The sequence below is a fragment of the Pelagibius marinus genome, assembly GCF_014925385.1.
GTDB lineage: Bacteria > Pseudomonadota > Alphaproteobacteria > Kiloniellales > Kiloniellaceae > Pelagibius > Pelagibius marinus.
Genome location: NZ_JACSDK010000014.1, coordinates 109,658 through 131,206, shown reverse-complemented (window position 1 = coordinate 131,206; position 21,549 = coordinate 109,658). Strand labels below are relative to the sequence as shown.

Below are 21,549 nucleotides of genomic sequence, written 5' to 3'. Positions count from 1 at the left end.
AGCATCAAGGAGCTACGCTATGTCCCTCGCCCAAACCTCTGAGGCCGCCGCCACGGCAACACCGCGCACCGCCGTCGCCGCGGGCCAAATGGCCAAGGCCATCCGCGCGCTGGCCATGGACGCCGTGCAGAAGGCCAACTCCGGCCATCCCGGTATGCCCATGGGCATGGCCGACGTCGCCACGGTGCTCTTCACCGATTTCCTGAAGTTCGACGCCAGCGATCCGCAGTGGCCCGACCGCGACCGCTTCGTGCTGTCGGCCGGCCACGGCTCCATGCTTCTCTACGCCCTGCTGCACCTGACCGGCTATCAGGACATGACGCTGGAGGAGCTGAAGAACTTCCGCCAGCTGGGCGCGCGCACCGCCGGCCATCCGGAATACGGCCACGCCGCGGGCATCGAGGTGACCACCGGCCCGCTGGGCCAGGGCATCGCCACCGCCGTCGGCCTGGCGCTGGCCGAGCGCAAGCTGGCCGCCGAGTTCGGCGAGGAGCTGGTCGACCACCACACCTACGTGCTGGCCGGCGACGGCTGTTTGATGGAGGGCATCAGCCACGAGGCCATCGACCTGGCCGGCCACCTGAAGCTGGACAAGCTGATCGTCCTCTTCGACGACAACTCCATCTCGATTGACGGGCCCACCTCCCTGGCCACGTCTATGGACCAGCTCGCCCGCTTCGCGGCGGCGGGCTGGTCCGTCTTCTCCGTCGACGGCCACGAGCCGGGCGCGATCTACGACGCCATCGCCGCCGCCAGGCGCAGCGACAAGCCCAGCCTCATCGCCTGCAAGACGGTGATCGGCTACGGCGCGCCCCACAAGCAGGGCAGCGCCGCCACCCACGGCGCACCCCTGGGCGAGGAGGAGATCGCCGCCGCCCGCAAGGAACTCGGCTGGTGCCACCCGCCCTTCGAGATCCCGGAGGAAATCCGCCAGGCCTGGCGCGAGGCCGGAGCGCGCGGCCGGCTCGAACGCGAGGCCTGGAGCCAGCGCCTGGAGGCCAGCGCGCAGCGCGGCGCCTTCGTGGCGCGCGTCGCCGGCGACCTGCCGGCCGACCTGGACAAGCTGGTCGACCAGGTGAAGCGCGGCTTCGCGGCCGAGCGGCCCAAGCTGGCCACCCGCCAGTCCTCACAGAAGGTGCTGGAGGCGCTGGTTCCCGCCGTGCCCGGCCTCGTCGGCGGCTCCGCCGACCTGACCGGCTCGGTCGGCACCAGGACCGCGACCTACAAGCCGGTGACGCCCGAGGACTACGGCGGCGGCTACATCCACTACGGCGTGCGCGAGCACGGCATGGCCGCGGCCATGAACGGCCTGGCGCTGCACGGCGGCTTCATCCCCTTCGGCGGCACCTTCCTGGTCTTCGCCGACTATTCCCGCCCGGCGATCCGACTCGGCGCGCTGATGGGCACAAGGGTCGTCCACGTCATGACCCACGATTCTATCGGCCTGGGCGAGGACGGGCCCACGCATCAGCCGGTCGAGCACCTGGCCAGCCTGCGCGCCATTCCCAACCTGCTGGTCTTCCGCCCCTGCGACGCGGTGGAAACGGCGGAGGCCTGGGCCTGCGCGCTGAAGAACGACACCGGGCCCTCGATGCTTTGCCTCACCCGCCAGGGCCTGCCGACCCAGCGGAGCGAACACAGCGAGGAAAACGTGGTCGCGCGCGGCGGCTACGTGCTGCGCGAGAGCGAAGGCCCGCGCGACGTCACCCTGCTGGCCACCGGCTCCGAAGTCGCTCTGGCGATGGAGGCCGCCGAGACCCTGGCCGCCGAGGGCATCGAGGCCGCCGTGGTCTCCCTGCCCTGCTGGGAGCTCTTCAAGCGCCAGCCCGCCGCCTACCGCGCCCAGGTGCTGGGCAACGCCCCGCGCGTCGGCGTCGAGGCGGCCCTGCGCAACGACTGGGACCAGTGGATCACACCGGAAGGCGCCTTCGTCGGCATGTCCGGCTTCGGCGCCTCCGCCCCGGCCGAACAACTTTACCAGCACTTCGGCATCACCGCCGACGCCGTGGCCGCCGCGGCGCGCGGCCTCATCCAGTAGGCGCCGCGCGCTTAAGACACAAAGGAGACCTTCGATGGCACGTATCACCCTCCGTCAGCTTCTCGACCACGCCGCCGAGCAGGGCTATGGCCTGCCCGCCTTCAACGTGAACAACATGGAGCAGATCCTGGCGATCATGCAGGCCGCCGCCTCGGTGGACGCGCCGGTGATCCTGCAGGCCAGCCGCGGCGCGCGCTCCTACGCCGGCGACGTGATGATCCGCAAGATGGTGGAGGCGGTGGAGGAGACCTATCCTCGCATCCCGGTCTGCCTGCACCAGGACCACGGCAACAACGAGGCGACCTGCTACTCCGCCATGCAGCAGGGCTTCACCTCGGTGATGATGGACGGCTCCCTGGAGGCCGACGGCAAGACACCCGCCAGCTACGACTACAACGTCGCCATCACCGGCAAGGTCACCGAGACCGCGCATGCCATCGGCGTCTCGGTGGAGGGCGAGCTGGGCTGCCTCGGCTCCCTGGAGACCGGCGAGGGCGAGGCGGAGGACGGCCACGGCGCCGAAGGCAAGCTCTCGCGCGAGCAGCTCTTGACCGATCCGGACCAGGCGGTCGACTTCGTCGCCAAGACCAAGGTCGATGCCCTGGCCATCGCCATGGGCACCTCCCACGGCGCCTACAAGTTCTCGCGTCAGCCCGACGGCGACATCCTGGCCATGGACGTGGTCAAGGCCATCAACGAGAAGCTGCCCAACATCCACCTGGTGATGCACGGCTCCTCCTCCGTGCCGCAGGAACTGCAGGAGCTGTTCAACAAGTTCGGCGGCGAGATGCCGCAGACCTGGGGCGTGCCGGTGGAGGAAATCCAGCGCGGCATCAAGTACGGCGTGCGCAAGGTGAACATCGATACCGACTGCCGCCTGGCCATGGCCGGCCAGTTCCGCCGCGTCGCCGAGGAAAAGAAGGCGGAGTTCGATCCGCGCAAGTTCCTCAAACCGTCATGGGACGCCATGGAGCAGCTCTGCCGCGACCGCTTCGAGCAGTTCGGCGCCGCCGGCCAGGCCTCCAGGATCACCCCCCTCACCCCCGCGGCCATGGCCGAGCGCTACCTGAGCGGCGCGCTCGATCCGCAGATCGCCGCCGCCAAAGCCGCCTGACGGCGCCCCCCCCGAACGAAGGAGAGGAAACATGGATAGCAAGTCGCAGACCGTCACCGGCAAGGACCGCTACAAGTCCGGCGTGATGGAATACAAGAAGATGGGCTACTGGGAACCGGACTACGAGCCCAAGGACACCGACGTCATCGCCCTGTTCCGCATCACCCCGCAGGACGGCGTCGACCCCATCGAGGCCGCCGCGGCGGTTGCCGGCGAGAGCTCCACGGCCACCTGGACTGTCGTCTGGACCGACCGCCTGACGGCGGCGGAGAAGTACCGCGCCAAGGCCTACCGGGTCGACCCTGTGCCGAACGCCGAGGGCCAGTACTTCGCCTACATCGCCTACGACCTGGACCTCTTCGAGGCCGGCTCCATCGCCAACCTGACGGCCTCCATCATCGGCAACGTCTTCGGCTTCAAGCCGCTGAAGGGCCTGCGCCTGGAGGACATGCGCTTCCCCGTGGCCTACGTGAAGACCTTCCAGGGCCCGGCCACCGGCATCGTGGTGGAGCGCGAGCGCCTGGACAAGTTCGGCCGCCCGCTGCTGGGCGCCACGGTGAAGCCGAAGCTGGGCCTCTCGGGCCGCAACTACGGCCGCGTGGTCTACGAGGCGCTGAAGGGCGGGCTCGACTTCACCAAGGACGACGAGAACATCAACTCGCAGCCCTTCATGCACTGGCGCGAGCGCTTCCTCTACTGCATGGAGGCGGTGAACAAGGCCCAGGCGGCGACCGGCGAGATGAAGGGCACCTACCTGAACGTCACCGCCGCCACCATGGAGGACATGTATGAGCGCGCCGAGTTCGCCAAGGAACTGGGCTCCTGCATCGTCATGATCGACCTGGTGATCGGCTACACGGCGATCCAGTCCATGGCCAAGTGGGCGCGCGCCAACGACATGATCCTGCACCTGCACCGCGCCGGCCACTCCACCTACACCCGGCAGAAGACCCACGGCGTCTCCTTCCGCGTCATCGCCAAGTGGATGCGCCTCGCCGGCGTCGACCACATCCATGCCGGCACCGTGGTCGGCAAGCTGGAGGGCGACCCCGCGACGACCAAGGGCTACTACGACATCTGCCGCGAGGAGTTCAACCCGATGGCCCTGGAGAACGGCATCTTCTTCGACCAGGACTGGGCCAGCCTCAACAAGCTGATGCCGGTCGCCTCCGGCGGCATCCACGCCGGCCAGATGCACCAGCTGCTCGACCTGCTGGGCGAGGACGTTGTGCTGCAGTTCGGCGGCGGCACCATCGGCCACCCCATGGGCATCGCCGCGGGCGCCACGGCCAACCGCGTCGCCCTGGAGGCCATGGTGCTGGCCCGCAACGAGGGTCGCGACATCCTCAACGAAGGCCCCGACATCCTGGCCGCCGCCGCCAAGACCTGCAGCCCGCTGCAGCAGGCGCTGGAGACCTGGAAGAACGTCACCTTCGACTATGCCTCGACCGACTCGCCGGACTTCGTGCCGAGCGTCACGGCCGCTGAATAAGGAGCATCGACATGCGTATCACCCAAGGCGCCTTTTCCTTTCTGCCGGACCTGACCGACGAGCAGATCACCAGGCAGGTGCAATACTGCATCGACAACGGCTGGGCGGTGAACCTGGAGTTCACCGACGACCCCCACCCCCGCAACACCTACTGGGACATGTGGGGCCACCCGATGTTCGACGTGGCCGATGCCGCCGGCGTGCTCTACGAGCTGAACGAGTGCCGCAAGGTCTACGGTGACAGCCACTACATCCGCCTCTCGGCCTTCGACGCCAGTCACGGCTGGGAGTCGGTGAAGCTGTCCTTCATCGTCAACCGCCCCAAGGCGGAGGAAGCCGGCTTCTGGCTGCAGCGCAGCGAGGGCCAGGGCCGCAACATCCGCTACACCACCCATCCCTACGCCACACGCAAACCCGAAGGTGAGCGCTACACCTGAGGACCCCAAGTCCGTGGGGCGTAGGACAAAGGCGGGCGGTGGCGATACCCTGCTGCCGCCGCCCGCCGCTTCCCCGCTTAAGGTTCTAGGAGAACGCGATGAGCAGCGCCGAAGCCGCAACGCCGGAAGTTGAAGAGGAAACTGCCGAAACGGCAATCGACCTCAGGGCGGAGTACGAGTCCTCCGGCGTGAAAGAGGTGCTGGAGGAACTCGACCGCGACCTCATCGGCCTGGCGCCGGTGAAGAAGCGCATCCGCGAGACCGCGGCGCTGCTGCTGGTCGAGCGCGCCCGCAAGCGCCTGGGCCTCGCCCACCAGACACCGACCCTGCACATGTCCTTCACCGGCAACCCCGGCACCGGCAAGACCACCGTGGCCATGAAGATGGCCGACCTGTTGCACCGCCTGGGCTATGTGCGCAAGGGCCACCTGGTGACCGTCACGCGCGACGACCTGGTCGGCCAGTACATCGGACACACCGCGCCCAAGACCAAGGAGATCCTGAAGAAGGCCATGGGCGGCGTGCTGTTCATCGACGAGGCCTACTACCTCTACCGCCCGGAGAACGAGCGCGACTACGGCCAGGAAGCCATCGAGATCCTGCTGCAGGTCATGGAGAACCAGCGCGACGACCTGGTGGTGATCCTGGCCGGCTACGCCGACCGCATGGACCGCTTCTTCGAGAGCAACCCGGGCTTTCGCTCGCGCATTGCCCACCACATCGATTTCCCCGACTATAGCGACGACGAGCTGCTCCACATCGCCGAGCACATGCTGGACGAGCAGAACTACAGCCTGACCCCGGCGGCCGAAGCGGCGCTGAAGGACTACATCGAGGCCCGCCGCCGGCAGCCGCACTTCGCCAACGCGCGTTCGATCCGCAATGCGCTGGACCGTGCGCGGCTGCGCCAGGCCAACAGGCTTTTCGAGAACGCCGAGGGGCCGCTGGACGCCGCCGCCCTCTCGGCCATCGACGAGACCGACATCCGCGCCAGCCGCGTCTTTACCGGCGGCCTGAACGGCGCAAAGGGCGGCGAAGAAGGCGGTAGCGCATGAAGGCGGTGATCTTCGATCTGGACGGCACCCTGGTGGACAGCGCGCCGGACCTGCAGGCCGCCGCCAACCGGCTGATGCGCCAGAACGGCCGTCCGGAGCTGGACCTGGCCACCGTCACCAGCTTCATCGGCAACGGCATGGCCCGGCTGGTCGAGCGCTGCTTTGCCCGCCACGGCGCCTTGCCGGAAGATCTGCCCGCACAGGTCGCCCGCTTCAAGCAGTTCTACGCCGAAGAGGGCCACCGCCGCACCCGCTTCATGCCCGGCGCCGACGCGGCCCTGCGCCGCCTGGCCGGCAGCGGCGTGGCGCTGGGGCTCTGCACCAACAAGGACAGCGGCCCGGCCCTGGAGATTCTGCGTCATTTGCGGATCGAGGGGCTGTTCCAGGCGGTGGTCGGCGGCGACAGCGGCCTGGCCAAGAAGCCGGACCCGGCGCCGCTGCTGGCCTGCATCTCGACCTGTGGCGCGAAACCTGACGAGGCGGTCTACGTCGGCGACAGCGAGACCGACGCCCACACCGCCCACCACGCCGGCGTGCCCTTCCTGCTCTACAGCGGGGGCTACCGCAGCGCGCCGCTGGCGAGCCTGCCCCACGACGCCGCCTTCGCACACTTCGCGCTGCTGCCCCAGGTGGTCCAGGCCTTGGCCGCAAGGTGTCTGCAAGAGGGCCAGGGGCCCGCAACCGTTCTGCCGTTTCCGAAGCCGGCCAGGAAAGCGGTCTAGTCCTTGAACACCTTTTCCAGCACGCCCGGCAGCGCGTCGAGATCGGCGATGCGGAAGCGCGCCTCGTAGCCGGGCCTGGCCTCAACGTCGCGGTGCAGGCCGGTCAGGACCCGCACCGTCGGCATACCCTGCCTGTTCAGGTTCACGAAGTCCTTGGCGGGGTTGTCGGCCACGTAGACCATGTCACCCCAGCCGCAGCCCTCGGCGGCGCGGATCCGCTCGAAACAATAGGTCGACGGCTTGGCGTGGCGAAGGCCGAAGCGGTGGGTGATCATCACCCGCCGGAAGCGGGACCAGAGGTCCAGGGCCTCGACCTTGTTCTCCTGGACGATCTTGTGACCGTCGGTCACCAGGTAGAGCGGCGCGCGGCCTTCGTAGCGGTCGAGCGCCCGGCGGGCCGCCGGGAACAGCGACAGCGACGGCTTGTGATGGCGGTAAGCCTTCACCAGGGCCTCGACACCGCCCCGAGTCCGTTTGCCGTGGCGCTCCAGGAGGGCATCGAAGATGCGGCCGCGCCCCTGGCCGTCCAGCGCTTCGATCATAAAGCGGAAGGACTCCGCCGCATCCCAGCCGTATTCCCGCTCCGCATGCCGGGCGACGGCCTGCAGCCCGCTCTCGACGAAGCTGCGTTCGTCGTAGAGCGTGTCGTCGAGGTCAAAGATCAAAATCATGGAGGACAATGTCTTCGGGCAGGCGCACCTGGCGCAGTTCGCCCTCGATACGGAGGAAGGCCGGCGCGGCCTCCGGACTGTGCCGTTCGGCGAGACTCCAGTAGAGCATGTCGAGCCCGGCGGCAATGGAGGCGGTCGAGGCGCCGCCGAAGCGGCAGTTGCACTCGATGACCCGCAGCCCGCCGCCGGCCGGCACGATGGCCTGCATCACGGCGGGACCGCGCAGGTCCAGCGCAGCAAGCACCTCAAAGGCTGCGGCCTCCAGCGCGGCATCGCGAAACGTCGTGGTGATCTGGGATTCGCCGCCGACCACGCGGTCGCGGCGGCGCAGGACGAGGCCGCGCGGCGCGCCGGCGCAGTCCATCCAGGCATCGATGCTGATCTCCGCGCCCGCTTCAAAAGGCTGGAAGACCGGATCCTCCAGCCTGCGGGCATGGTCCAGCGCCGCCGCGCGCGGCAGGTCGATCCCGATGCTACGCGATCCGGCGCCGAAGCGCTCCTTCACCACGAAGGTCTCGCCCTCCAGTTCGTCGAGGTCGGTGGACGCGGAAATAAAGGGTAAACTCTGCGCCGCCCCGAAGCGCGCGAAGGCCAGCTTGTCGAGACAGCGCTCGACGCTTTCCGGCGCCGAGACGATGACGTCGATCCCGGCCTCTGCGAACGGCGCCCTGGCGTCGGCCCAGAATGCTAGTTCCCCGTCGCGCGTCGGCAGCACAGTGCCGATGCCGCGCTCGCGGCAGCCCTCCAGCAAAGTCTGTGGCGTGGCCTCGGTCAGGCGGGGCATCTGCCAGAAGCCGTCGGCGACGTAGCGCGCAGGGGCCTGCGGGTCGATGTCGCCGGCGATCACGGCGGCGCCGGGCACCGCCCGCGTGGCCGCCGACTTCATGGCCCGGACCAGCGGCGCCTTGCGGGCCGCGCTGGTGATCAGGATGTTCTCCGCCGGACCGTCCACGCCCGTCACTCCGCTACGGCGTCGTCTGCAAGGCAGCCGTGCAGCAGGGCGTCGGTCGGGCGGCCATCGATGATCACGTGGTGGCGCAGGCAGCCTTCACGACGGAAACCGCAGGCCTCCAGCGTCGCGATGTGGACATGACGTATGGCATAGGTCTCTGTGTGCAGACGCATCAGGCCCAGGTCCCGGAAGGCCAGCTCCTTCATCAGCTTCAGAAACCGGGCAAAGAGCGCGCCCAGCGCCTGGTCGCTGCGCGGCACCGCCGGATCCAGCAGGAAGGAGACCTCCGCCCGGCGGTGTTCCCAGGCGATGTGAACCAGCCCCCCGTAGCCGATCGGCTCGCCGTCCTCCAGATAGATCAGCAGGATGTTGCGCGGCTCGGCAACGGATTTGGTCGGCCAGATCTCCCGCGCGTAGTAGTCGGCCTGCTGCTGCGGCGAAATCGGGGCGGCCTGGCGCAGCACGTCGATCTGGGCGTTGCGCCACTGGCGGATCGCCTCGATATGCTGCGGCTCGACCGCGCGCACGGCATAGCGGCCGTCGGCGATCTCGGCGCGCGGCATGCAGCGGTAGCCGCCGCGGCCCTCCGGCTTCGTTACGCTGAGGCCGGCCTTGGTCATTCCACGACCAGGTAGGAGGTCAGCGGGCTCGCCGGATCGCGCCGGATCGCATAGCGCGACAGCCCCAGCACCTCTTTCAGGGCCAAGGTCTCGCCAGGAAACTCCGGCATGTTGAGTTCGTCGAAGGCCAGCACGCTGCCCTTGGTCAGGTGCGGCTGGATCGCTTCCAGGCAGCCGCGCGTCGGCTTGTAGATGTCGAAGTCGAAGTAGGCCAGCGCCACGATGGTTTCCGGGTGTTCCTTCAGATAGGCCGGCAGCGCCCGGGTGGCGTCGCCCTTCACCAGTTCGAACTTCCGCTTGTGCGGGATCGGTGAGTTGGCGTTGTGGAACTCCAGGATCGTCTCAAGCTGCGCGGCCCAATCCTCCGACACGCTGTAGTCGCCGGCCTTGGCGTGGCCGCCGTCCTCGGGCGCCACGGCGGGGAAACCCTCGAAGGTATCGAAGCCGATGATCTTGCGGTTGTGGTTGTAGGGCTCGTGAATGCCGCGCAGTGAGGAGAACAGAGCCATGTTCTGGCCCCAGCGCACGCCGAATTCCATGATGACGCCATGCACCGGCACGATCATCTCGTAGAGCTTCTGCATGAAGTTGATGCGCGAGAGGGTCTGGCGGGTCAGGAACAGCCCGATGTTGTCCAGCAGTTCGGCATCGGGAATCGGGGCGCCCCGCAGCTTGTCGACCAGGTCCTGCTTGCGGTCGGTTTCGCCCCGGGTCGAGCCCACCAGCGTCCGGATCTCTTTCTTCGCCGTCATGAAATCTCTCCTCAGCCCTTGGGCCGCATGAACGCGGTGATGTTCCGTCCCAGCCCGACGTCGGCCAGGGCGGAATAGAGGCGGTTGGCCGCCTCGGCCCCCGCCATGCCGATGATCCGCTCCAGCTGCAGGCGGGCGCGGTGCGCGGCCCCGCCCTGGGAGCGGTCGCGGACGTAGTTCGAGCCTTCGTGCGCCAGGTACAGGTCGATCGGGAAATCGGCCTGCACGTCGAGACAATCCCAGCCGGTCGCCTCGGCGGTGCGCCGCAGACTGTCGATGGTGAAATAGGACATATGGTCGGGAATGGCGATCCAGAAGCGCTCCGGGATCGCCCCGCCGGCCAGCAGGTCCTCGTGATAGGCGTTGCCGTCGTTCGGCACCGTGGCGACCAGCAGGCCGCCGGGCGCGACCAGGGAATGCAGCGAGTCCAGCAGCCCCAGGGGATCGAGCACATGCTCCAGCACGTTGCCGAGCCAGACCAGGTCGTGGCGCTCGCCCGCCTCGATCCTCTGGCGCAGCAGTGCGAAGAGATCGCCCTGTTCGACCTTGTCGGCGAAATCCGGGTTCATCGACTCGACGCCTGCCCGGCTGTGATCGACACCCGCCACGGTCCAGCCCCGCTTCGCGAAGGCCGCCAGGACAAAACCCTCGCCGCAGCCCACGTCCAGCAGGCTGCCCGTCCCGTCCCGCTCCAGCAGTTCCAGCGCACGGGCGCCGCGCTGGGTGATGCGCAGGTCGATGACCGCCAACTCCTCGGGCGGGTAGGACTTCCGGTAGCTGCTCTTTTCCTGCTGGTAGTAGGTCTTTGCGTAGTAGTCGGAGAGTTCCTCCTCGCTCGGCCGCGACACGACCTCCAGGAAGCCCAGCGCGTTGCGCTTCAGGCGCGGATCGTTCATCCAAAGATCCTCTCGTGCTTCAGCTCGGCCAGGGCCCAGTCGTCTTCGCTGTCGATGTCCTGGACGCGCAGCGCGGGCAGCACCAGGGACCCGGTGTTCGGCCCCATCAGAACCCCGTCGCGCCGGAAGGCGGCGGTGCGGAACCAGTACCATTGGCCGGCATCGTGATAGGCGGACGGCAAATCCTGGGATCGCGCGTTGAGGTTCTCCGGAAAGTTCAGTGTCACCCGCCCGTCGTCGGCGCGCCTGAGCGAGCGCCAGATCGGATAGCTGAAGGCGGCGACCGGCATCAGGACGTCGAACCCCTCTTCCAGCAGCCGCGCCTTGCCGGCGGAGAGATCCTCGGCCCGCACGAAAGGCGCCGTCGGATAGAGACAGCAGGCAAGATCGAAACTCTGCCCGGCATCCCGGTAGCGGGCCAGCACCTCGACCAGCACGTCGCTGGTCGTCGCGTGATCGTCGGCGGTCTTTGAGGAGCGCATGAAAGGAATCTCGGCGCCGCAGGCCCGGGCCACCTCAGCGATCTCCGCGTCGTCGGTACTGACCATCACCGCGTCGAACACCCCGGCCTCCAGCGCCGCGGCAACCGACCAGGCCAGCATCGGCTTGCCGCGGAAGGGGCGGATGTTCTTGCGCGGAATGCGCTTGCTGCCGCCGCGCGCCGGGATGATCGCCACAGAGGTGAGCGCGCCGCTGCTCATGTCGCCACACCTTCCCCGAGCCCGCCCTCGATCATGGAGGCATCCAGCGGCTCTCCGAAGGCCAGGTCGCGCGCGGCCTTGCGGCCGACCACCACGTCCAGGTACTTGGGCTTCATGCCGTTGCCCGGCCGGATCGAGCGGACGTTCTCGTAGCTGAAGGCCTCCCCCTTGGCGACCGGCGCCACCACATAGAGCGAACGCCGGTTGCGCAGTACCGAGGCCTCGGAACGGGTCGGCTCGTAAGCCGGCGCGCCGACGGCGGCATGCGCGATGGCCGACTCCTCGACCAGGCGCGCCAGTTCCGCCGGCTCCAGCGAAAAGGCGCTGTCCACCCCGCCGTCGGCCCGCGACAGGGTAAAGTGCTTTTCGATCACCGCCGCGCCCAGGGCAACGGCAATGGTGGCGACGGTGGTGCCGAGCGTATGGTCCGAAAGCCCGACGGTCACGCCCAGGCGCTTCTGCAGATCGGCAATGGTCGCCAGGTTGGCCTCTTCCGGCGGCGTCGGATAGGCCGCGGTGCAGTGAAGCACGACGATGTCTTCGTTGCCCTCGCCGCGCGCCGCGGCCACCGCTTCCTCGATCTCCTCCAGGCTCGCCATGCCGGTCGAGATGATCATCGGCTTGCCGCTGCGCGCCGCCTTGCGGATCAGCGGAATGTCGATGATCTCCGGCGAGGCGATCTTGTAGGCGGGGGCGCCCAGGCTCTCCAGGAAGTCGACCGCCGTCGGATCGAAGGGCGATGAAAACACCGTGATCCCCAGTTCGCGCGCGCGGGCGAAGATCTCCGGGTGCCATTCCCAGGGGGTGTGCGCTTCCTCGTAGAGCTCGTAGAGACGCCGGCCGGCCCACAGCCCGCCTTCGACCATGAACTCCGGGCCGTGGTGGTCGATGGTGATGGTGTCGGCGCGGTAGGTCTGCAGCTTCACCGCGTCCGCGCCGGCGGCCTTCGCCGCCTCCAGAATGCTGAAGGTCCGGCGGATGTCGCCGTTATGGTTCCCCGACATCTCGGCAATAATATACGGCGGATCGTCCGGGCCGATTCGGCGCCCGTCGATCTCCAACGTCCTGATCGAAGCCATAGGCCTTAACAATCTCTTACCGTCGCACCTCGCTCTAGTATCGCATAATGGTTAATTTTGTTTTCCCAAGCCTTAACACCAGCCCGGCAAGTCGCCAAAGAAGGGAGATTTTTCCGGCTTTTCCGGCCGGCCTCGGCATTCCGGGCTAGAACAGCCCCGCCCCCGCAAGACCGTCGTAGATCAGCTTAACGCCGGTCATCGCCAGGAAGACATAGCAGGCGGCATAGAAAAGACCGCTGGGCACGCGGTTGTGCAGCCAGATTCCGGCCAGGATGCCGAGGACGGCAACCGGGAAGAGCGCCGCCGAGGTCGCCAGGTTCTGCGTGGTGAAGAGGCCGAGCGCCGTATAGGGCAGCAGCTTCACGTAGTTGACCAGCAGGAAGAAGCCGACGGTGGTGGCCTGGTACTGGGTCTTCGGCAGACCCAGCGGCAGCAGGTAGACGTTGACCGGCGGCCCGCCGGCGTGCGCGGTGAAGGAGGTGAAGCCGGAGACCGCCCCCCAGAACCAGCCGCTTGCCCGCCCCGGCGCAAAGCCGGTGGTCTGGCGGCGGCGCAGGCGCTTTAGCAGGTAGTTGGCGGTAAAGCCGAGGGCGATGACGCCGATCAGCAGGCGGATCATCCAGGGCGCCATGACGTGAAAGGTCAGCGTGCCGACAGCGATGCCGACAACGGCGGCCAGGGCCAGGCGCGTCAGCACCCGCGGCTCCCACTTCTTCCAGTAGGCCCAGACCCCAACCAGGTCCATGAGGCAGAGGATCGGCAGCATGATGGCGGCGACCTACACCGGCGGCAGCACCAGCGCCATCATCGGCACCGCCAGCATGCCCAGCCCGGCGCCGAATCCGCCCTTGGAAATGCCGGCGATCATCACGGCCGGCACCGCGGCGAGGTAGAACCAGGGATCGGAAATCATAGGCAGGCGACAGATCAACTGACGGTGGGAAGGAGAGACTGGCCCAGAAGCACCCGACAGGCAACGCCCCGCCAGGCGTGCCGCGCCGCGCCGCCGGCGGCCTCACCGCGAAGTGAAACCCCGGAGCCTGGAACGACTCCGCCCCCCGCTGGACCAGGCCCCTGGGCGGTGGCATGCTAGCAGGGTCGTCCACCCCAAGGAGGTGTTGATGGTGCGGATCGGAGGTTTCCTCGCGGCGCTGCTGCTCTCAGCCCTCGCCCCGATCCAGGCACCGGCCCAAGGCTCCGCGGCTCAGGCTCGCGCGCGTATCGCGGTGGACCTGGAGCTGGTGCTGGCCGTGGACGTTTCGCTTAGCGTCGACTCCGAAGAGGCGCAGCTGCAGCGCCAGGGCTACGTGCAGGCCTTTCGCGACCCCCTGGTGGTGGACGCCATCGGCGGCGGCATCCTGGGGCGCATCGCGGTCACCTATTTCGAGTGGGCCAACTCGGCGCACACCCAACTCATCGTCGACTGGACACTGATCGAATCCCCGGCCGCCGCCGAGCGCTTCGCCGCCGCCCTGGCCTCGCGGCGCCCCGGTCCGGCGCACTACACCTCCATCAGCGGCGCCATCGACTTCGGCGCCGCCCTGTTCAAGGACAATGGCTTCGAGGGCACGCGCCAGGTGATCGACGTTTCCGGCGACGGTCCCAACAACTGGGGCGACCTGGTGATCCACGCCCGCGACCGCGCCGTGAAGAAGGGCATCACCATCAACGGCCTGCCGATCCTGGACCAGAGCACGGGACCCTTCTCGCGCTACAACATCCCCAATCTGGACCTCTACTACCGCGACTGCGTCATCGGCGGTCCGGCGGCCTTCATTGTCGTGGCCGAGGATTTCACCGCCTTCGCCAGCGCGATCCGCCGCAAGCTGATCCTGGAGATCGCCGGCTTGACTCCTCCTCCCGCCAGGCCGGTCCCGCCGCTCCGGCCCGCCCAGTTCATCGACGACGGCGACGCCCGTATCAGCCCGCCCTGCGACATCGGCGAGCAGTTGCTGCGATCTCGGAACGAAGACTTCTAGCCCCGGCCAGGATAATAAAGGAGTAGATTTTCCCAAGAGAACGCTCTTGGCTTAGTATCAGGGCCATGTCACACCGCAGCACACGATTCGTCCTCGGCGCGGTCTGCCTGCTGGCAGCGGGGCCGGCCGCCGCCATCGAGCCGACCGCGGTCGCGCGCATGGTCGAGCCGAGCATGGTGCAGGTATTGGTCGAGGGACCGGAGAGGCGGGCCAGCGGCAGCGGCTTCCTGGTCAGCGCCGAGGGCCATGTGGCAACCGCCTTTCACATGCTGCGGCCGCATATCGAAGCCGGCTGGCAACTCTTTGTGCTGGAAAGCGGCGCCGCGCCGGCGGCCCGCCACAGTGCCACCGTGGTCGGGACCTATCCCGAGGAAGACCTGGCAGTTCTCAAGGTCGAGGGCCTGGAACGGCCGCCAGTCACCCTCAGCGAAGCCGATCTGGACCTCCCGGCACAAGGCAGCGAGATCTTCGCCATCGGCTATCCGGCGGCCGGCGCGCGGCTCGGCGCCGGCGCCGGCATGAGCTTCACCGCCGGCATGGCCAACCGCATCTTTGTCGGCGCCTGGACCGCCGAGAGCGCGCGCATCCGCATCATCCAGCATTCCGCCGCCACCAATCCGGGCAACAGCGGCGGGCCAATCGTCAACCCCTGCGGCCAGGTCGTCGGTATCAACACCGAGCGCGAGATGGCGATGCTGGTGACGCCGACCGGCCTGCCGATCGTTTACGACGTCATCCAGGGGGTGTTCTTCGCCTCGCATGTCTCGGTGCTGATCGAGAAGCTGAACGAACTGGACGTGCCCTACAGCGGCTCACCGAAGGTCTGCCGCGTCATCTTCGGGGTCGCCTCGACAAACTATCCCTGGTACGCCGCGGCGGCGGTTGTCGTCCTTCTCGTTCTTGTGCTGCTCCTGGTGAAACATTGGCCGCGGCGCGTGATTCACGTAGTGGTGATCAGCCGCGATGCCGCGCGTAACGGCGCGCGCGCCCTCGGCCACCTCATCCTGCACCCGCGAGCCGGGAGCAAGCCGCGCAAGATCACTTGGAGGCTGCACTGCGATGCGGTCGAGGAGGGCCGGCCGATCGACATCGTCATCGACGAAGACGATCTGCGGCGGGCGCCGCATGGGCTGGTGATCGGCAGCGACACCGCCTGCGATCGCTGCCTGGCCGCTGACGGCATCGACCGGCGCCACGCGCAACTGGTGCCGCTGGGGGAGGAGCTGGGGATCAAGGACCTGCATTCGGAAACCGGGACGGCCATCGACGCCAAGCCGGTCGACCCCGAGAACGGCGCGGCGCTGCTCAAGCCCGGCGCTGAGCTGCGCCTCGGCAACCTGGTGTTCCGCGTGGAGCGGCGCCCCACCTCCGAAAACTGAGCCCGGGGCAGGCACCAAGCGCTTCAACCGCGCGCCAGCATCGAAAGAGCCCCGCCTCAGCCCGCCCTGCGACATCGGCGAGCAACTGCTACGCTCCTGCGACCAGGATTTCCAGTCGGCACGGCAGCGCCGCCCGGGCCGGCGATAAGCATGAGATTTTCTGCAGAATACGGCGGAATTCCGCGGATTCCCGGGCTCCGCCGCGCCTCAGCGCATTAACCTAATACTCATTCTAAGTGCCTAGTCTGTTCGCCTGTCCCAACGGAAAGGCGAGAAGGCGGGCCCGCGGAGAATGCGGCGTCGTGGAGCAGGCTGATGAAGAATGTCGATATTTCAAAGGCACTGTTCAACTGCGCCGGCATCATGAGTCTTTTTCTCGTCGGCGTGGTTTTTGGCGTCGCCCACACGGCGCCGCGCGAGGCGCTGCTTTTCATCGGCGACAGCGTCGCCAGCGTCTATCAGGAGCGGCATACGCTGACCGGCGTGCGGCCCGAGCGCTTCCTGCAGCCGGCCCGCTACGACGGCACGGGCGTGACGGTCAACGAGGTGCCGGGCGGCGACGCCGACCTGGTGCTGCTGTCGGGCTTCTTCGACGGCGGCAACGAGCTGCGCCTGATCCGCCGCGACGGCGATATCGTCGCCCGCTGGCCGGTGCGCTTTTCCGAACTGTTCCCGGACACCGACCACCTCGACCGACCGCCGGCCACCGACTGGAACGTCGACACGCACGGCGCGCTGATCGAGCCGGACGGCTCCGTGGTGTTCAACTTCGAATACGCCGGCCTGGTCAAGCTGGACCGCTGCGGCCGGGTCGCCTGGACCCTGCCGCGCCTCACCCATCATTCGGTCGAATTCGCCGCCACCGGCGGCTTCTGGGTGCCCGGGCGCCGAATCCACCAGGAGGCAGCGGCTTCGCCCTTCCCGCCGTTCCAGACTCCCTTCTCCGAGGACACCCTGCTTCAGGTATCGGCGGAGGGCGAGGTGCTGCGCGAGCTCTCGCTGCTGCAGATCATGTACGACAACGGCCTTGAGGGTCTGCTGACAGCCAGCGGCCACACTTTCTACAGGACCATGTCTTGGGACCGCGAAATCATTCACCTGAACAAGATCGCAGAGCTGCCGGCGGAAATCGCGGACGATTTCCCGATGTTCGAGGCGGGCGACCTGGCCGTCTCGATCCGCCAGCTGAACCTGATCATGGTGATCGATCCCGACGACGGTAAGGTAAAGTGGTGGCGCATCGGCCCCTGGCTGCGCCAGCACGACCCCGAGTTCAGGGCCGGCGGCCGCCTGGTGGTGTTCAACAACAACGCTTACAAGACCGCCTATCCCGTCGGCGACGAGAAGACACCGGTGGAGTACGACCGCGGGTCCACCATCGTCGAGATCGATCCGGCTTCCGGCGACTACGAGACGCTCTACGGTCATATGCCGGGACAGCAGATGCTGAGCATCGTCCGCGGCAAGGTCGAACTGACGCCGCTGGGTGGCCTGCTGATCACCGAGTTCGAGGGCGGCCGGGTCTTCGAAAGCGACGCCGCGGGCCGGGTGATCTGGGAATACATCAACCGCTACAACAGCGAGGAAGTCGCCGAGATCACCGAGGCGCGCCTCTATCCGCAGAGCTACTTCACGGTTTCGAGCTGGTCCTGCGAAGGGACGGGCGCATGACGAGCAGTTTTCGCGGCCGCCGATCCCGGCCTCTTGAGGGTGCCGCGGCAGGCCGTTCCCGCGGTGCGCCCGCCGGAGTCCGAAAGCGGCAGATCCGCAGCGAAGGCTCGCAACCGGGGCGATTATTCGCGACGCCCCGATCATCCGTCGACTAACGCTATGATCCTATTCAGTTCCACGGCCGACCGGTCCCAGACCGGTCGGGGGATCCTACCGAAAGGCGAGATGACGGATTGCGGAGCCGGCAGATGAAAAACTTCGACCTTTCGAAATTCCTGTTCAACAGCGTCGGCATCGTCGCTGTTTTTCTCGCCGGGATCGCCTTCACCGCTTTCCACCCGGCGCCGCGTAAGGTCGCCTACTTCATCAGGGACAGCATCGTCACCGTCTATGAGGAGCGCTTTACCCTGACCGGCGTCCTGCCCAGTCACTTCCTGCAAGCCGCGCGCCACGAGGGCGACGGCGTCACGGTCAACGCGCTTCCGGGCGGCGGGGACGACCTCGTACTGCTGTCGGGGTTCTTCGAGGGCAACAACCAGCTTCGCCTGATCCGGCGCGACGGCGGCGTTGTCGCCCGCTGGCCGGTCGTCTACTCCGAGCTCGTCTCGGATACGAGCTATCTGCCCTGGCCGCCGGCCGGCGACTGGAACGTCGATATTCATGGCGCGCTGATCGAGCCGGACGGCTCGGTCGTTTTCAATCTCGAGTACTCCGGCCTCGTCAAGCTGAACCGCTGCGGCAAGGTTCTCTGGACACTGCCGCGCATGACCCACCACTCCGTCGAGCCCAGCGCCGGCGGTGGCTACTGGGTGCCCGCGCGGCGCTATTGGGATGAGAATGAGGCAACACCCTACCCTCCCTTCCAGCCCCCCTTGCTCGAAGACACCCTGCTGCGCGTCTCGCAAGACGGCGAGGTGTTGAAGGAGATTCCTCTCGTCCAGGTACTCTACGACAACGGCCTGGAGCCGCTGATCACGGCAACCGGGCACAGTCTTGCCTCCTGGGGCACCTGGGACGGAGAGATTCTTCATGTCAATAAAATACAAGAGCTGCCGGCAAGTATTGCCGACGACTTTCCGATGTTCGAGGCAGGCGATCTGGCAATCTCGATCCGCGAGTCGAACCTGGTACTGGTGATGGACCCCGACGACGGCGAGGTGAAGTGGTGGCGCGTCGGCCCCTGGCTGCGCCAGCACGATCCGGAGTTCAAGGCCGGCGGCACGATCGTCGTCTTCAACAACAACGTCTACAAGACCGCTTTTCAGAACTCTGAGGAATTGACGCCGGTCACCTACACGCGCGGCTCCACCATCGTCGAGATTGACCCGGCGAGCGGTCGCTACGAAACTATCTATGGTGATGCGGAAGGGCAGAAGATGCTGACCGTAATCCGCGGCAAGGTGGAGCTGAGGCCCGGCGGCGGCCTGCTGATCACCGAGTTCGAGGGCGGCCGGGCTTTCGAGACCGACGCCGAGGGCAAGGTGGTCTGGGAATTCATCAACCGCTACAGCGCCGACCAGGTCGCCGAAGTGACCGAGGCGCGCGCCTATCCGCAGAGTTATTTCAATGTCACCAACTGGTCCTGCGGCAACTAGGCCGACTACCTGAGGAGAAAATCCCCATGCTTAGAGGAACCTTTCATGCTCTGGTGCTGGCCGCCGTACTGGCCACCCTCCCGCAGGCCGCTGAGGCCTACATCGGTCCCGGCGCCGGCATATCGGCGATCGGCACGGTGGTGGCGCTGCTCGGCGCCCTCGCGCTGATGATCGTGGGCTTCGTCTGGTATCCGATCAAGCGGCTGCGCCGCAAGATGCGCGCCGAGAAGGAAGACCGCGAGTCTCCCTCCGTCTGATGACACCCGCCGTCGCCCTCGCCTCGATCTGCGCCTTCATCGGCGCGTTCTGGCTGCTCGGCATTGTGCGCAGGGCCGCCGCCGCGCTGGCCGTGACCCGTGGCGCCCTTGCCGCGATGCGCGACGCGGCGCTGGACGAGGACGCGCGGGAGAAGGAAGTCCAGCGCGCCTCCCTGAAGTTGTTGGGGATCTTCTTCTCGATCCTGGCGCGCAGCCTCCTCGCTCTCTTCGCCTCTTTTCTGCCGATCTGGGTCGCCGACACGCTGGGCCTGGCATCCAGCGAGACGGTACTGCTGTTCCTGGCGCGCTGGGACGTGATTCTTGTCGTCTCCCTGGTGTTGCTGGCCGGCTATGTCCTCTGGAACCGGCTATGGGCTTCGAGCTGAACTACTCGGCCCTCGACCGCTGCCTGCATCGGCTCGCCTTCGGCGTGCCGGGGCTGCAGCTGACGGCGGCGGACCTGGAAAGCAGGCTCTACGCGGCGGACCTTCGCAAGGTGACGGCGGAGCGCCCGGTCTTCATCACCTCCCTGCCGCGCGCCGGCACCACCCTGCTGCTGGAGGTGCTGCACCGCTTTCCCGCCTTCGCCACCCACTGCTACCGTGACATGCCCTTCGTCATGGCGCCCCTGGTCTGGGCACGGCTGAGCGGCGGCTTCCGCAAGCGCGCCGAGCTCGCCGAGCGCGCCCACGGCGACGGCATGGAGATCGGCTTCGACAGCCCGGAGGCCTTCGAGGAAGTGCTGTGGCGCGCCTTCTGGCCGGAGAAGTACAAAGACGACGGCATCGCCCTGTGGCGCGCGGGCGACGGCAAGGAGGAGGCCGCCGCCTTCTTCGCCGAGCACCTGAAGAAGATCGTCGCCCTGCGCCGGTCCCCGGAAAGCCGCAGCGGCGAAGAGAGCGGGCGCTACCTCTCCAAGAACAACGGCAACATCGCCCGCCTGGACCTCCTCGCCCGGATGTTTCCCGACGCCAGGATCGTCGTGCCCTTCCGCCGGCCGCTGGAGCACGCCGCCTCGCTGCTGCGCCAGCACGAGAACTTCCTGACCCTGCACCGGGACCAGCCCTTCGTGCGCCGCTACATGGCCGACATCGGCCACTACGAGTTCGGCGCCCTGCACCGGCCCATCGCCTTCCCCGGCCTGGCGGAACTGACGGAGGGCCGCGATCCGCAAGGCCTCGACTACTGGCTCGCCTACTGGATCGCCGCCTTCGCGCACATCGCCGAGCAGCAGGCCGGGAACCCCAGCCGGATCCTCCTGCTATCCTACGAAGATACCTGCGCCGGCGGCCGTGCCGCCCTGGCCGCCCTCTGCGCCCGCCTGGACGTCGATCCGGGCGGCGAACTGGGTGCCGCAGCCGGTCTCTTCAAGGCCCCGCCGCCGGCGCGCGCGGCGGCCGGCGACGCCGACCCGGCGCTGCTGGAAAGAGCGGCGGAAGTGGAAGCAAACTTGAGGGCCGCAGCGGGCGCCTAGCGCCCCTGCTGCAACCGCTCGGCCGCGTCGCGGTCGAGGATGGTCTTGCCGATCGGCCAGAGCGAGATCGGCACCAGCTTCAGGTGCGCCCAGGCGAAAGGGATGCCGATAATGGTGACTGCCAGGGCCAGGGCGGTGACGATGTGGCCGAGCGCCAGCCACCAGCCGGCCAGGACCAGCCAGATGAGGTTGCCCAGCGTCCCGAGCGGGCCGGTGCCGAGATCTTCCTCACCGCTGACGCTTTCGCGCGACACCGCGACACGGCCGAAGGGCAGCAGCGTGTAGCCGGCGATATTGAAGGCCGCCCGCGCCCAGGGCAGGCCCACGATGGTGATCGCCATGAGGATCCCGGCAATTGCCCAGGCCAGCGCCATCCACAGCCCGCCGAAGAGGATCCAGAGAAGGTTCAGGAGAACGCTGAGGAGGGACATGGGTGATCGGCCTTCTTATCGCGGAAAAAAGATGCCCGGTAGGGACGCACATAGCACGGCCCCACCGGACGGGCTCACCACCCGAACGCAGTGAAACGCCCTGAGGGCGCCGAAGTCGCGATTTCCTGGAAAATTCCTGGCGTCCCCAAGGGAACTGCTATAAAAGCCAAAAACTAATTAGAGAACAATGTTTTATCGATTTTCTCGATGCGGGTTTAGTAGCAATCTTTGTAG

Annotated in this window: 23 protein-coding genes; 13 read left to right on the top strand and 10 right to left on the bottom strand. The window is 67.4% G+C overall.

Annotated features, from left to right (window positions below; translation table 11 throughout):
- Positions 1–19 precede the first annotated feature (19 nt).
- From tkt to gph, 6 genes are all read left to right on the top strand, one after another.
- The gene (gene tkt / locus H7X47_RS16630; RefSeq protein WP_193369840.1) at positions 20–2,038 is read left to right on the top strand and encodes a transketolase; all 2,019 of its coding nucleotides are present in this window, start codon (positions 20–22) and stop codon (positions 2,036–2,038) included.
- 34 nt (positions 2,039–2,072) lie between these two features.
- Positions 2,073–3,152, top strand: a complete 1,080-nt coding sequence (gene fba / locus H7X47_RS16625) for a class II fructose-bisphosphate aldolase (protein WP_193369839.1) — start codon at positions 2,073–2,075, stop codon at positions 3,150–3,152.
- A gap of 31 nt (positions 3,153–3,183) precedes the next feature.
- Positions 3,184–4,644: a form I ribulose bisphosphate carboxylase large subunit gene (locus H7X47_RS16620; RefSeq protein WP_193369838.1), complete on the top strand. Its 1,461-nt coding sequence runs from the start codon at positions 3,184–3,186 to the stop codon at positions 4,642–4,644.
- Positions 4,645–4,655: 11 nt separating this feature from the next.
- Positions 4,656–5,081, top strand: a complete 426-nt coding sequence (locus H7X47_RS16615; RefSeq protein ID WP_193369837.1) for a ribulose bisphosphate carboxylase small subunit — start codon at positions 4,656–4,658, stop codon at positions 5,079–5,081.
- A gap of 98 nt (positions 5,082–5,179) precedes the next feature.
- On the top strand, positions 5,180–6,136 hold the full coding sequence (gene cbbX, locus H7X47_RS16610) for a CbbX protein (RefSeq protein WP_193369836.1): 957 nt from the start codon (positions 5,180–5,182) through the stop codon (positions 6,134–6,136).
- Complete coding sequence (gene gph / locus H7X47_RS16605) at positions 6,133–6,858, top strand: phosphoglycolate phosphatase (RefSeq protein WP_193369835.1); 726 nt, start codon at positions 6,133–6,135, stop codon at positions 6,856–6,858. Before cbbX ends, gph begins: the two co-directional genes overlap by 4 nt.
- Here gph and H7X47_RS16600 read toward each other — a convergent pair.
- The 9 genes from H7X47_RS16600 to H7X47_RS26140 form a co-directional block, all read right to left on the bottom strand.
- Positions 6,855–7,529 carry an HAD family hydrolase gene (locus H7X47_RS16600; RefSeq protein ID WP_193369834.1) on the bottom strand — a complete coding sequence of 225 codons (675 nt, stop codon included), beginning with the start codon at positions 7,527–7,529 and terminating at the stop codon, positions 6,855–6,857. The two genes, gph and H7X47_RS16600, sit on opposite strands and share 4 nt — an antisense overlap.
- Positions 7,513–8,481 (bottom strand): ATP-grasp domain-containing protein, encoded by a 969-nt coding sequence (locus H7X47_RS16595; protein WP_319633622.1) that lies wholly within the window; start codon positions 8,479–8,481, stop codon positions 7,513–7,515. The genes H7X47_RS16600 and H7X47_RS16595 overlap by 17 nt, the downstream gene beginning before the upstream one ends.
- A gap of 5 nt (positions 8,482–8,486) precedes the next feature.
- Positions 8,487–9,101 carry a GNAT family N-acetyltransferase gene (locus tag H7X47_RS16590; protein ID WP_227010553.1) on the bottom strand — a complete coding sequence of 205 codons (615 nt, stop codon included), beginning with the start codon at positions 9,099–9,101 and terminating at the stop codon, positions 8,487–8,489.
- Positions 9,098–9,853: a class I SAM-dependent methyltransferase gene (locus tag H7X47_RS16585; protein ID WP_193369833.1), complete on the bottom strand. Its 756-nt coding sequence runs from the start codon at positions 9,851–9,853 to the stop codon at positions 9,098–9,100. Before H7X47_RS16585 ends, H7X47_RS16590 begins: the two co-directional genes overlap by 4 nt.
- A gap of 11 nt (positions 9,854–9,864) precedes the next feature.
- Complete coding sequence (locus H7X47_RS16580) at positions 9,865–10,749, bottom strand: methyltransferase domain-containing protein (protein WP_193369832.1); 885 nt, start codon at positions 10,747–10,749, stop codon at positions 9,865–9,867.
- Positions 10,746–11,450, bottom strand: a complete 705-nt coding sequence (pseF, locus tag H7X47_RS16575) for a pseudaminic acid cytidylyltransferase (protein WP_193369831.1) — start codon at positions 11,448–11,450, stop codon at positions 10,746–10,748. Before pseF ends, H7X47_RS16580 begins: the two co-directional genes overlap by 4 nt.
- Positions 11,447–12,529, bottom strand: a complete 1,083-nt coding sequence (gene pseI / locus H7X47_RS16570; RefSeq protein ID WP_193369830.1) for a pseudaminic acid synthase — start codon at positions 12,527–12,529, stop codon at positions 11,447–11,449. Before pseI ends, pseF begins: the two co-directional genes overlap by 4 nt.
- 145 nt (positions 12,530–12,674) lie before the next feature.
- Positions 12,675–13,295 carry a sulfite exporter TauE/SafE family protein gene (locus H7X47_RS16565; RefSeq protein ID WP_227010552.1) on the bottom strand — a complete coding sequence of 207 codons (621 nt, stop codon included), beginning with the start codon at positions 13,293–13,295 and terminating at the stop codon, positions 12,675–12,677.
- Between the two features lie 12 nt (positions 13,296–13,307).
- Positions 13,308–13,442, bottom strand: coding sequence for a hypothetical protein (locus tag H7X47_RS26140; protein WP_264373099.1), 135 nt, complete (start codon positions 13,440–13,442; stop codon positions 13,308–13,310).
- Positions 13,443–13,650: 208 nt separating this feature from the next.
- On the opposite strand from H7X47_RS26140, the gene H7X47_RS16560 reads away from it, so the two are divergent.
- From H7X47_RS16560 to H7X47_RS16530, 7 genes are all read left to right on the top strand, one after another.
- Positions 13,651–14,508, top strand: coding sequence for a DUF1194 domain-containing protein (locus H7X47_RS16560; protein WP_193369829.1), 858 nt, complete (start codon positions 13,651–13,653; stop codon positions 14,506–14,508).
- Positions 14,509–14,573: 65 nt separating this feature from the next.
- A complete protein-coding gene (locus H7X47_RS16555) occupies positions 14,574–15,887 on the top strand; it encodes a trypsin-like peptidase domain-containing protein (protein ID WP_193369828.1) in 1,314 nt (437 codons plus the stop codon).
- Between the two features lie 315 nt (positions 15,888–16,202).
- Entirely contained in the window at positions 16,203–17,558 is a 1,356-nt protein-coding gene (locus H7X47_RS16550) for an arylsulfotransferase family protein (RefSeq protein ID WP_193369827.1), read from the top strand.
- A gap of 248 nt (positions 17,559–17,806) precedes the next feature.
- Positions 17,807–19,153, top strand: coding sequence for an arylsulfotransferase family protein (locus H7X47_RS16545; RefSeq protein WP_193369826.1), 1,347 nt, complete (start codon positions 17,807–17,809; stop codon positions 19,151–19,153).
- Between the two features lie 26 nt (positions 19,154–19,179).
- The gene (locus H7X47_RS16540; RefSeq protein ID WP_193369825.1) at positions 19,180–19,410 is read left to right on the top strand and encodes a hypothetical protein; all 231 of its coding nucleotides are present in this window, start codon (positions 19,180–19,182) and stop codon (positions 19,408–19,410) included.
- The gene (locus tag H7X47_RS16535; protein ID WP_193369824.1) at positions 19,410–19,796 is read left to right on the top strand and encodes a hypothetical protein; all 387 of its coding nucleotides are present in this window, start codon (positions 19,410–19,412) and stop codon (positions 19,794–19,796) included. Before H7X47_RS16540 ends, H7X47_RS16535 begins: the two co-directional genes overlap by 1 nt.
- Positions 19,781–20,884: a sulfotransferase gene (locus tag H7X47_RS16530; protein WP_193369823.1), complete on the top strand. Its 1,104-nt coding sequence runs from the start codon at positions 19,781–19,783 to the stop codon at positions 20,882–20,884. The genes H7X47_RS16535 and H7X47_RS16530 overlap by 16 nt, the downstream gene beginning before the upstream one ends.
- On the opposite strand, the gene H7X47_RS16525 is transcribed toward H7X47_RS16530, so the two are convergent.
- Positions 20,881–21,315, bottom strand: a complete 435-nt coding sequence (locus H7X47_RS16525) for a YccF domain-containing protein (protein ID WP_193369822.1) — start codon at positions 21,313–21,315, stop codon at positions 20,881–20,883. The genes H7X47_RS16530 and H7X47_RS16525 overlap by 4 nt on opposite strands.
- Between the last annotated feature and the right edge of the window lie 234 nt (positions 21,316–21,549).

Excerpts from the sequence above, each read along its gene's own strand:
- H7X47_RS16615 (WP_193369837.1), top strand. The coding sequence starts at position 4,656 with ATGCGTATCACCCAAGGCGCCTTTTCCTTTCTGCCGGACCTGACCGAC.
- pseI (WP_193369830.1), bottom strand. The coding sequence starts at position 12,529 with ATGGCTTCGATCAGGACGTTGGAGATCGACGGGCGCCGAATCGGCCCG.
- H7X47_RS16590 (WP_227010553.1), bottom strand. The coding sequence starts at position 9,101 with ATGACCAAGGCCGGCCTCAGCGTAACGAAGCCGGAGGGCCGCGGCGGC.
- tkt (WP_193369840.1), top strand. The coding sequence starts at position 20 with ATGTCCCTCGCCCAAACCTCTGAGGCCGCCGCCACGGCAACACCGCGC.
- H7X47_RS16555 (WP_193369828.1), top strand. The coding sequence starts at position 14,574 with ATGTCACACCGCAGCACACGATTCGTCCTCGGCGCGGTCTGCCTGCTG.
- H7X47_RS16545 (WP_193369826.1), top strand. The coding sequence starts at position 17,807 with ATGAAAAACTTCGACCTTTCGAAATTCCTGTTCAACAGCGTCGGCATC.
- H7X47_RS16550 (WP_193369827.1), top strand. The coding sequence starts at position 16,203 with ATGAAGAATGTCGATATTTCAAAGGCACTGTTCAACTGCGCCGGCATC.
- H7X47_RS16585 (WP_193369833.1), bottom strand. The coding sequence starts at position 9,853 with ATGACGGCGAAGAAAGAGATCCGGACGCTGGTGGGCTCGACCCGGGGC.
- H7X47_RS26140 (WP_264373099.1), bottom strand. The coding sequence starts at position 13,442 with ATGATTTCCGATCCCTGGTTCTACCTCGCCGCGGTGCCGGCCGTGATG.
- H7X47_RS16560 (WP_193369829.1), top strand. The coding sequence starts at position 13,651 with ATGGTGCGGATCGGAGGTTTCCTCGCGGCGCTGCTGCTCTCAGCCCTC.
- H7X47_RS16580 (WP_193369832.1), bottom strand. The coding sequence starts at position 10,749 with ATGAACGATCCGCGCCTGAAGCGCAACGCGCTGGGCTTCCTGGAGGTC.
- gph (WP_193369835.1), top strand. The coding sequence starts at position 6,133 with ATGAAGGCGGTGATCTTCGATCTGGACGGCACCCTGGTGGACAGCGCG.
- H7X47_RS16600 (WP_193369834.1), bottom strand. The coding sequence starts at position 7,529 with ATGATTTTGATCTTTGACCTCGACGACACGCTCTACGACGAACGCAGC.
- pseF (WP_193369831.1), bottom strand. The coding sequence starts at position 11,450 with ATGAGCAGCGGCGCGCTCACCTCTGTGGCGATCATCCCGGCGCGCGGC.
- fba (WP_193369839.1), top strand. The coding sequence starts at position 2,073 with ATGGCACGTATCACCCTCCGTCAGCTTCTCGACCACGCCGCCGAGCAG.
- H7X47_RS16540 (WP_193369825.1), top strand. The coding sequence starts at position 19,180 with ATGCTTAGAGGAACCTTTCATGCTCTGGTGCTGGCCGCCGTACTGGCC.
- H7X47_RS16535 (WP_193369824.1), top strand. The coding sequence starts at position 19,410 with ATGACACCCGCCGTCGCCCTCGCCTCGATCTGCGCCTTCATCGGCGCG.
- H7X47_RS16525 (WP_193369822.1), bottom strand. The coding sequence starts at position 21,315 with ATGTCCCTCCTCAGCGTTCTCCTGAACCTTCTCTGGATCCTCTTCGGC.
- cbbX (WP_193369836.1), top strand. The coding sequence starts at position 5,180 with ATGAGCAGCGCCGAAGCCGCAACGCCGGAAGTTGAAGAGGAAACTGCC.
- H7X47_RS16530 (WP_193369823.1), top strand. The coding sequence starts at position 19,781 with ATGGGCTTCGAGCTGAACTACTCGGCCCTCGACCGCTGCCTGCATCGG.
- H7X47_RS16565 (WP_227010552.1), bottom strand. The coding sequence starts at position 13,295 with ATGCTGCCGATCCTCTGCCTCATGGACCTGGTTGGGGTCTGGGCCTAC.
- H7X47_RS16620 (WP_193369838.1), top strand. The coding sequence starts at position 3,184 with ATGGATAGCAAGTCGCAGACCGTCACCGGCAAGGACCGCTACAAGTCC.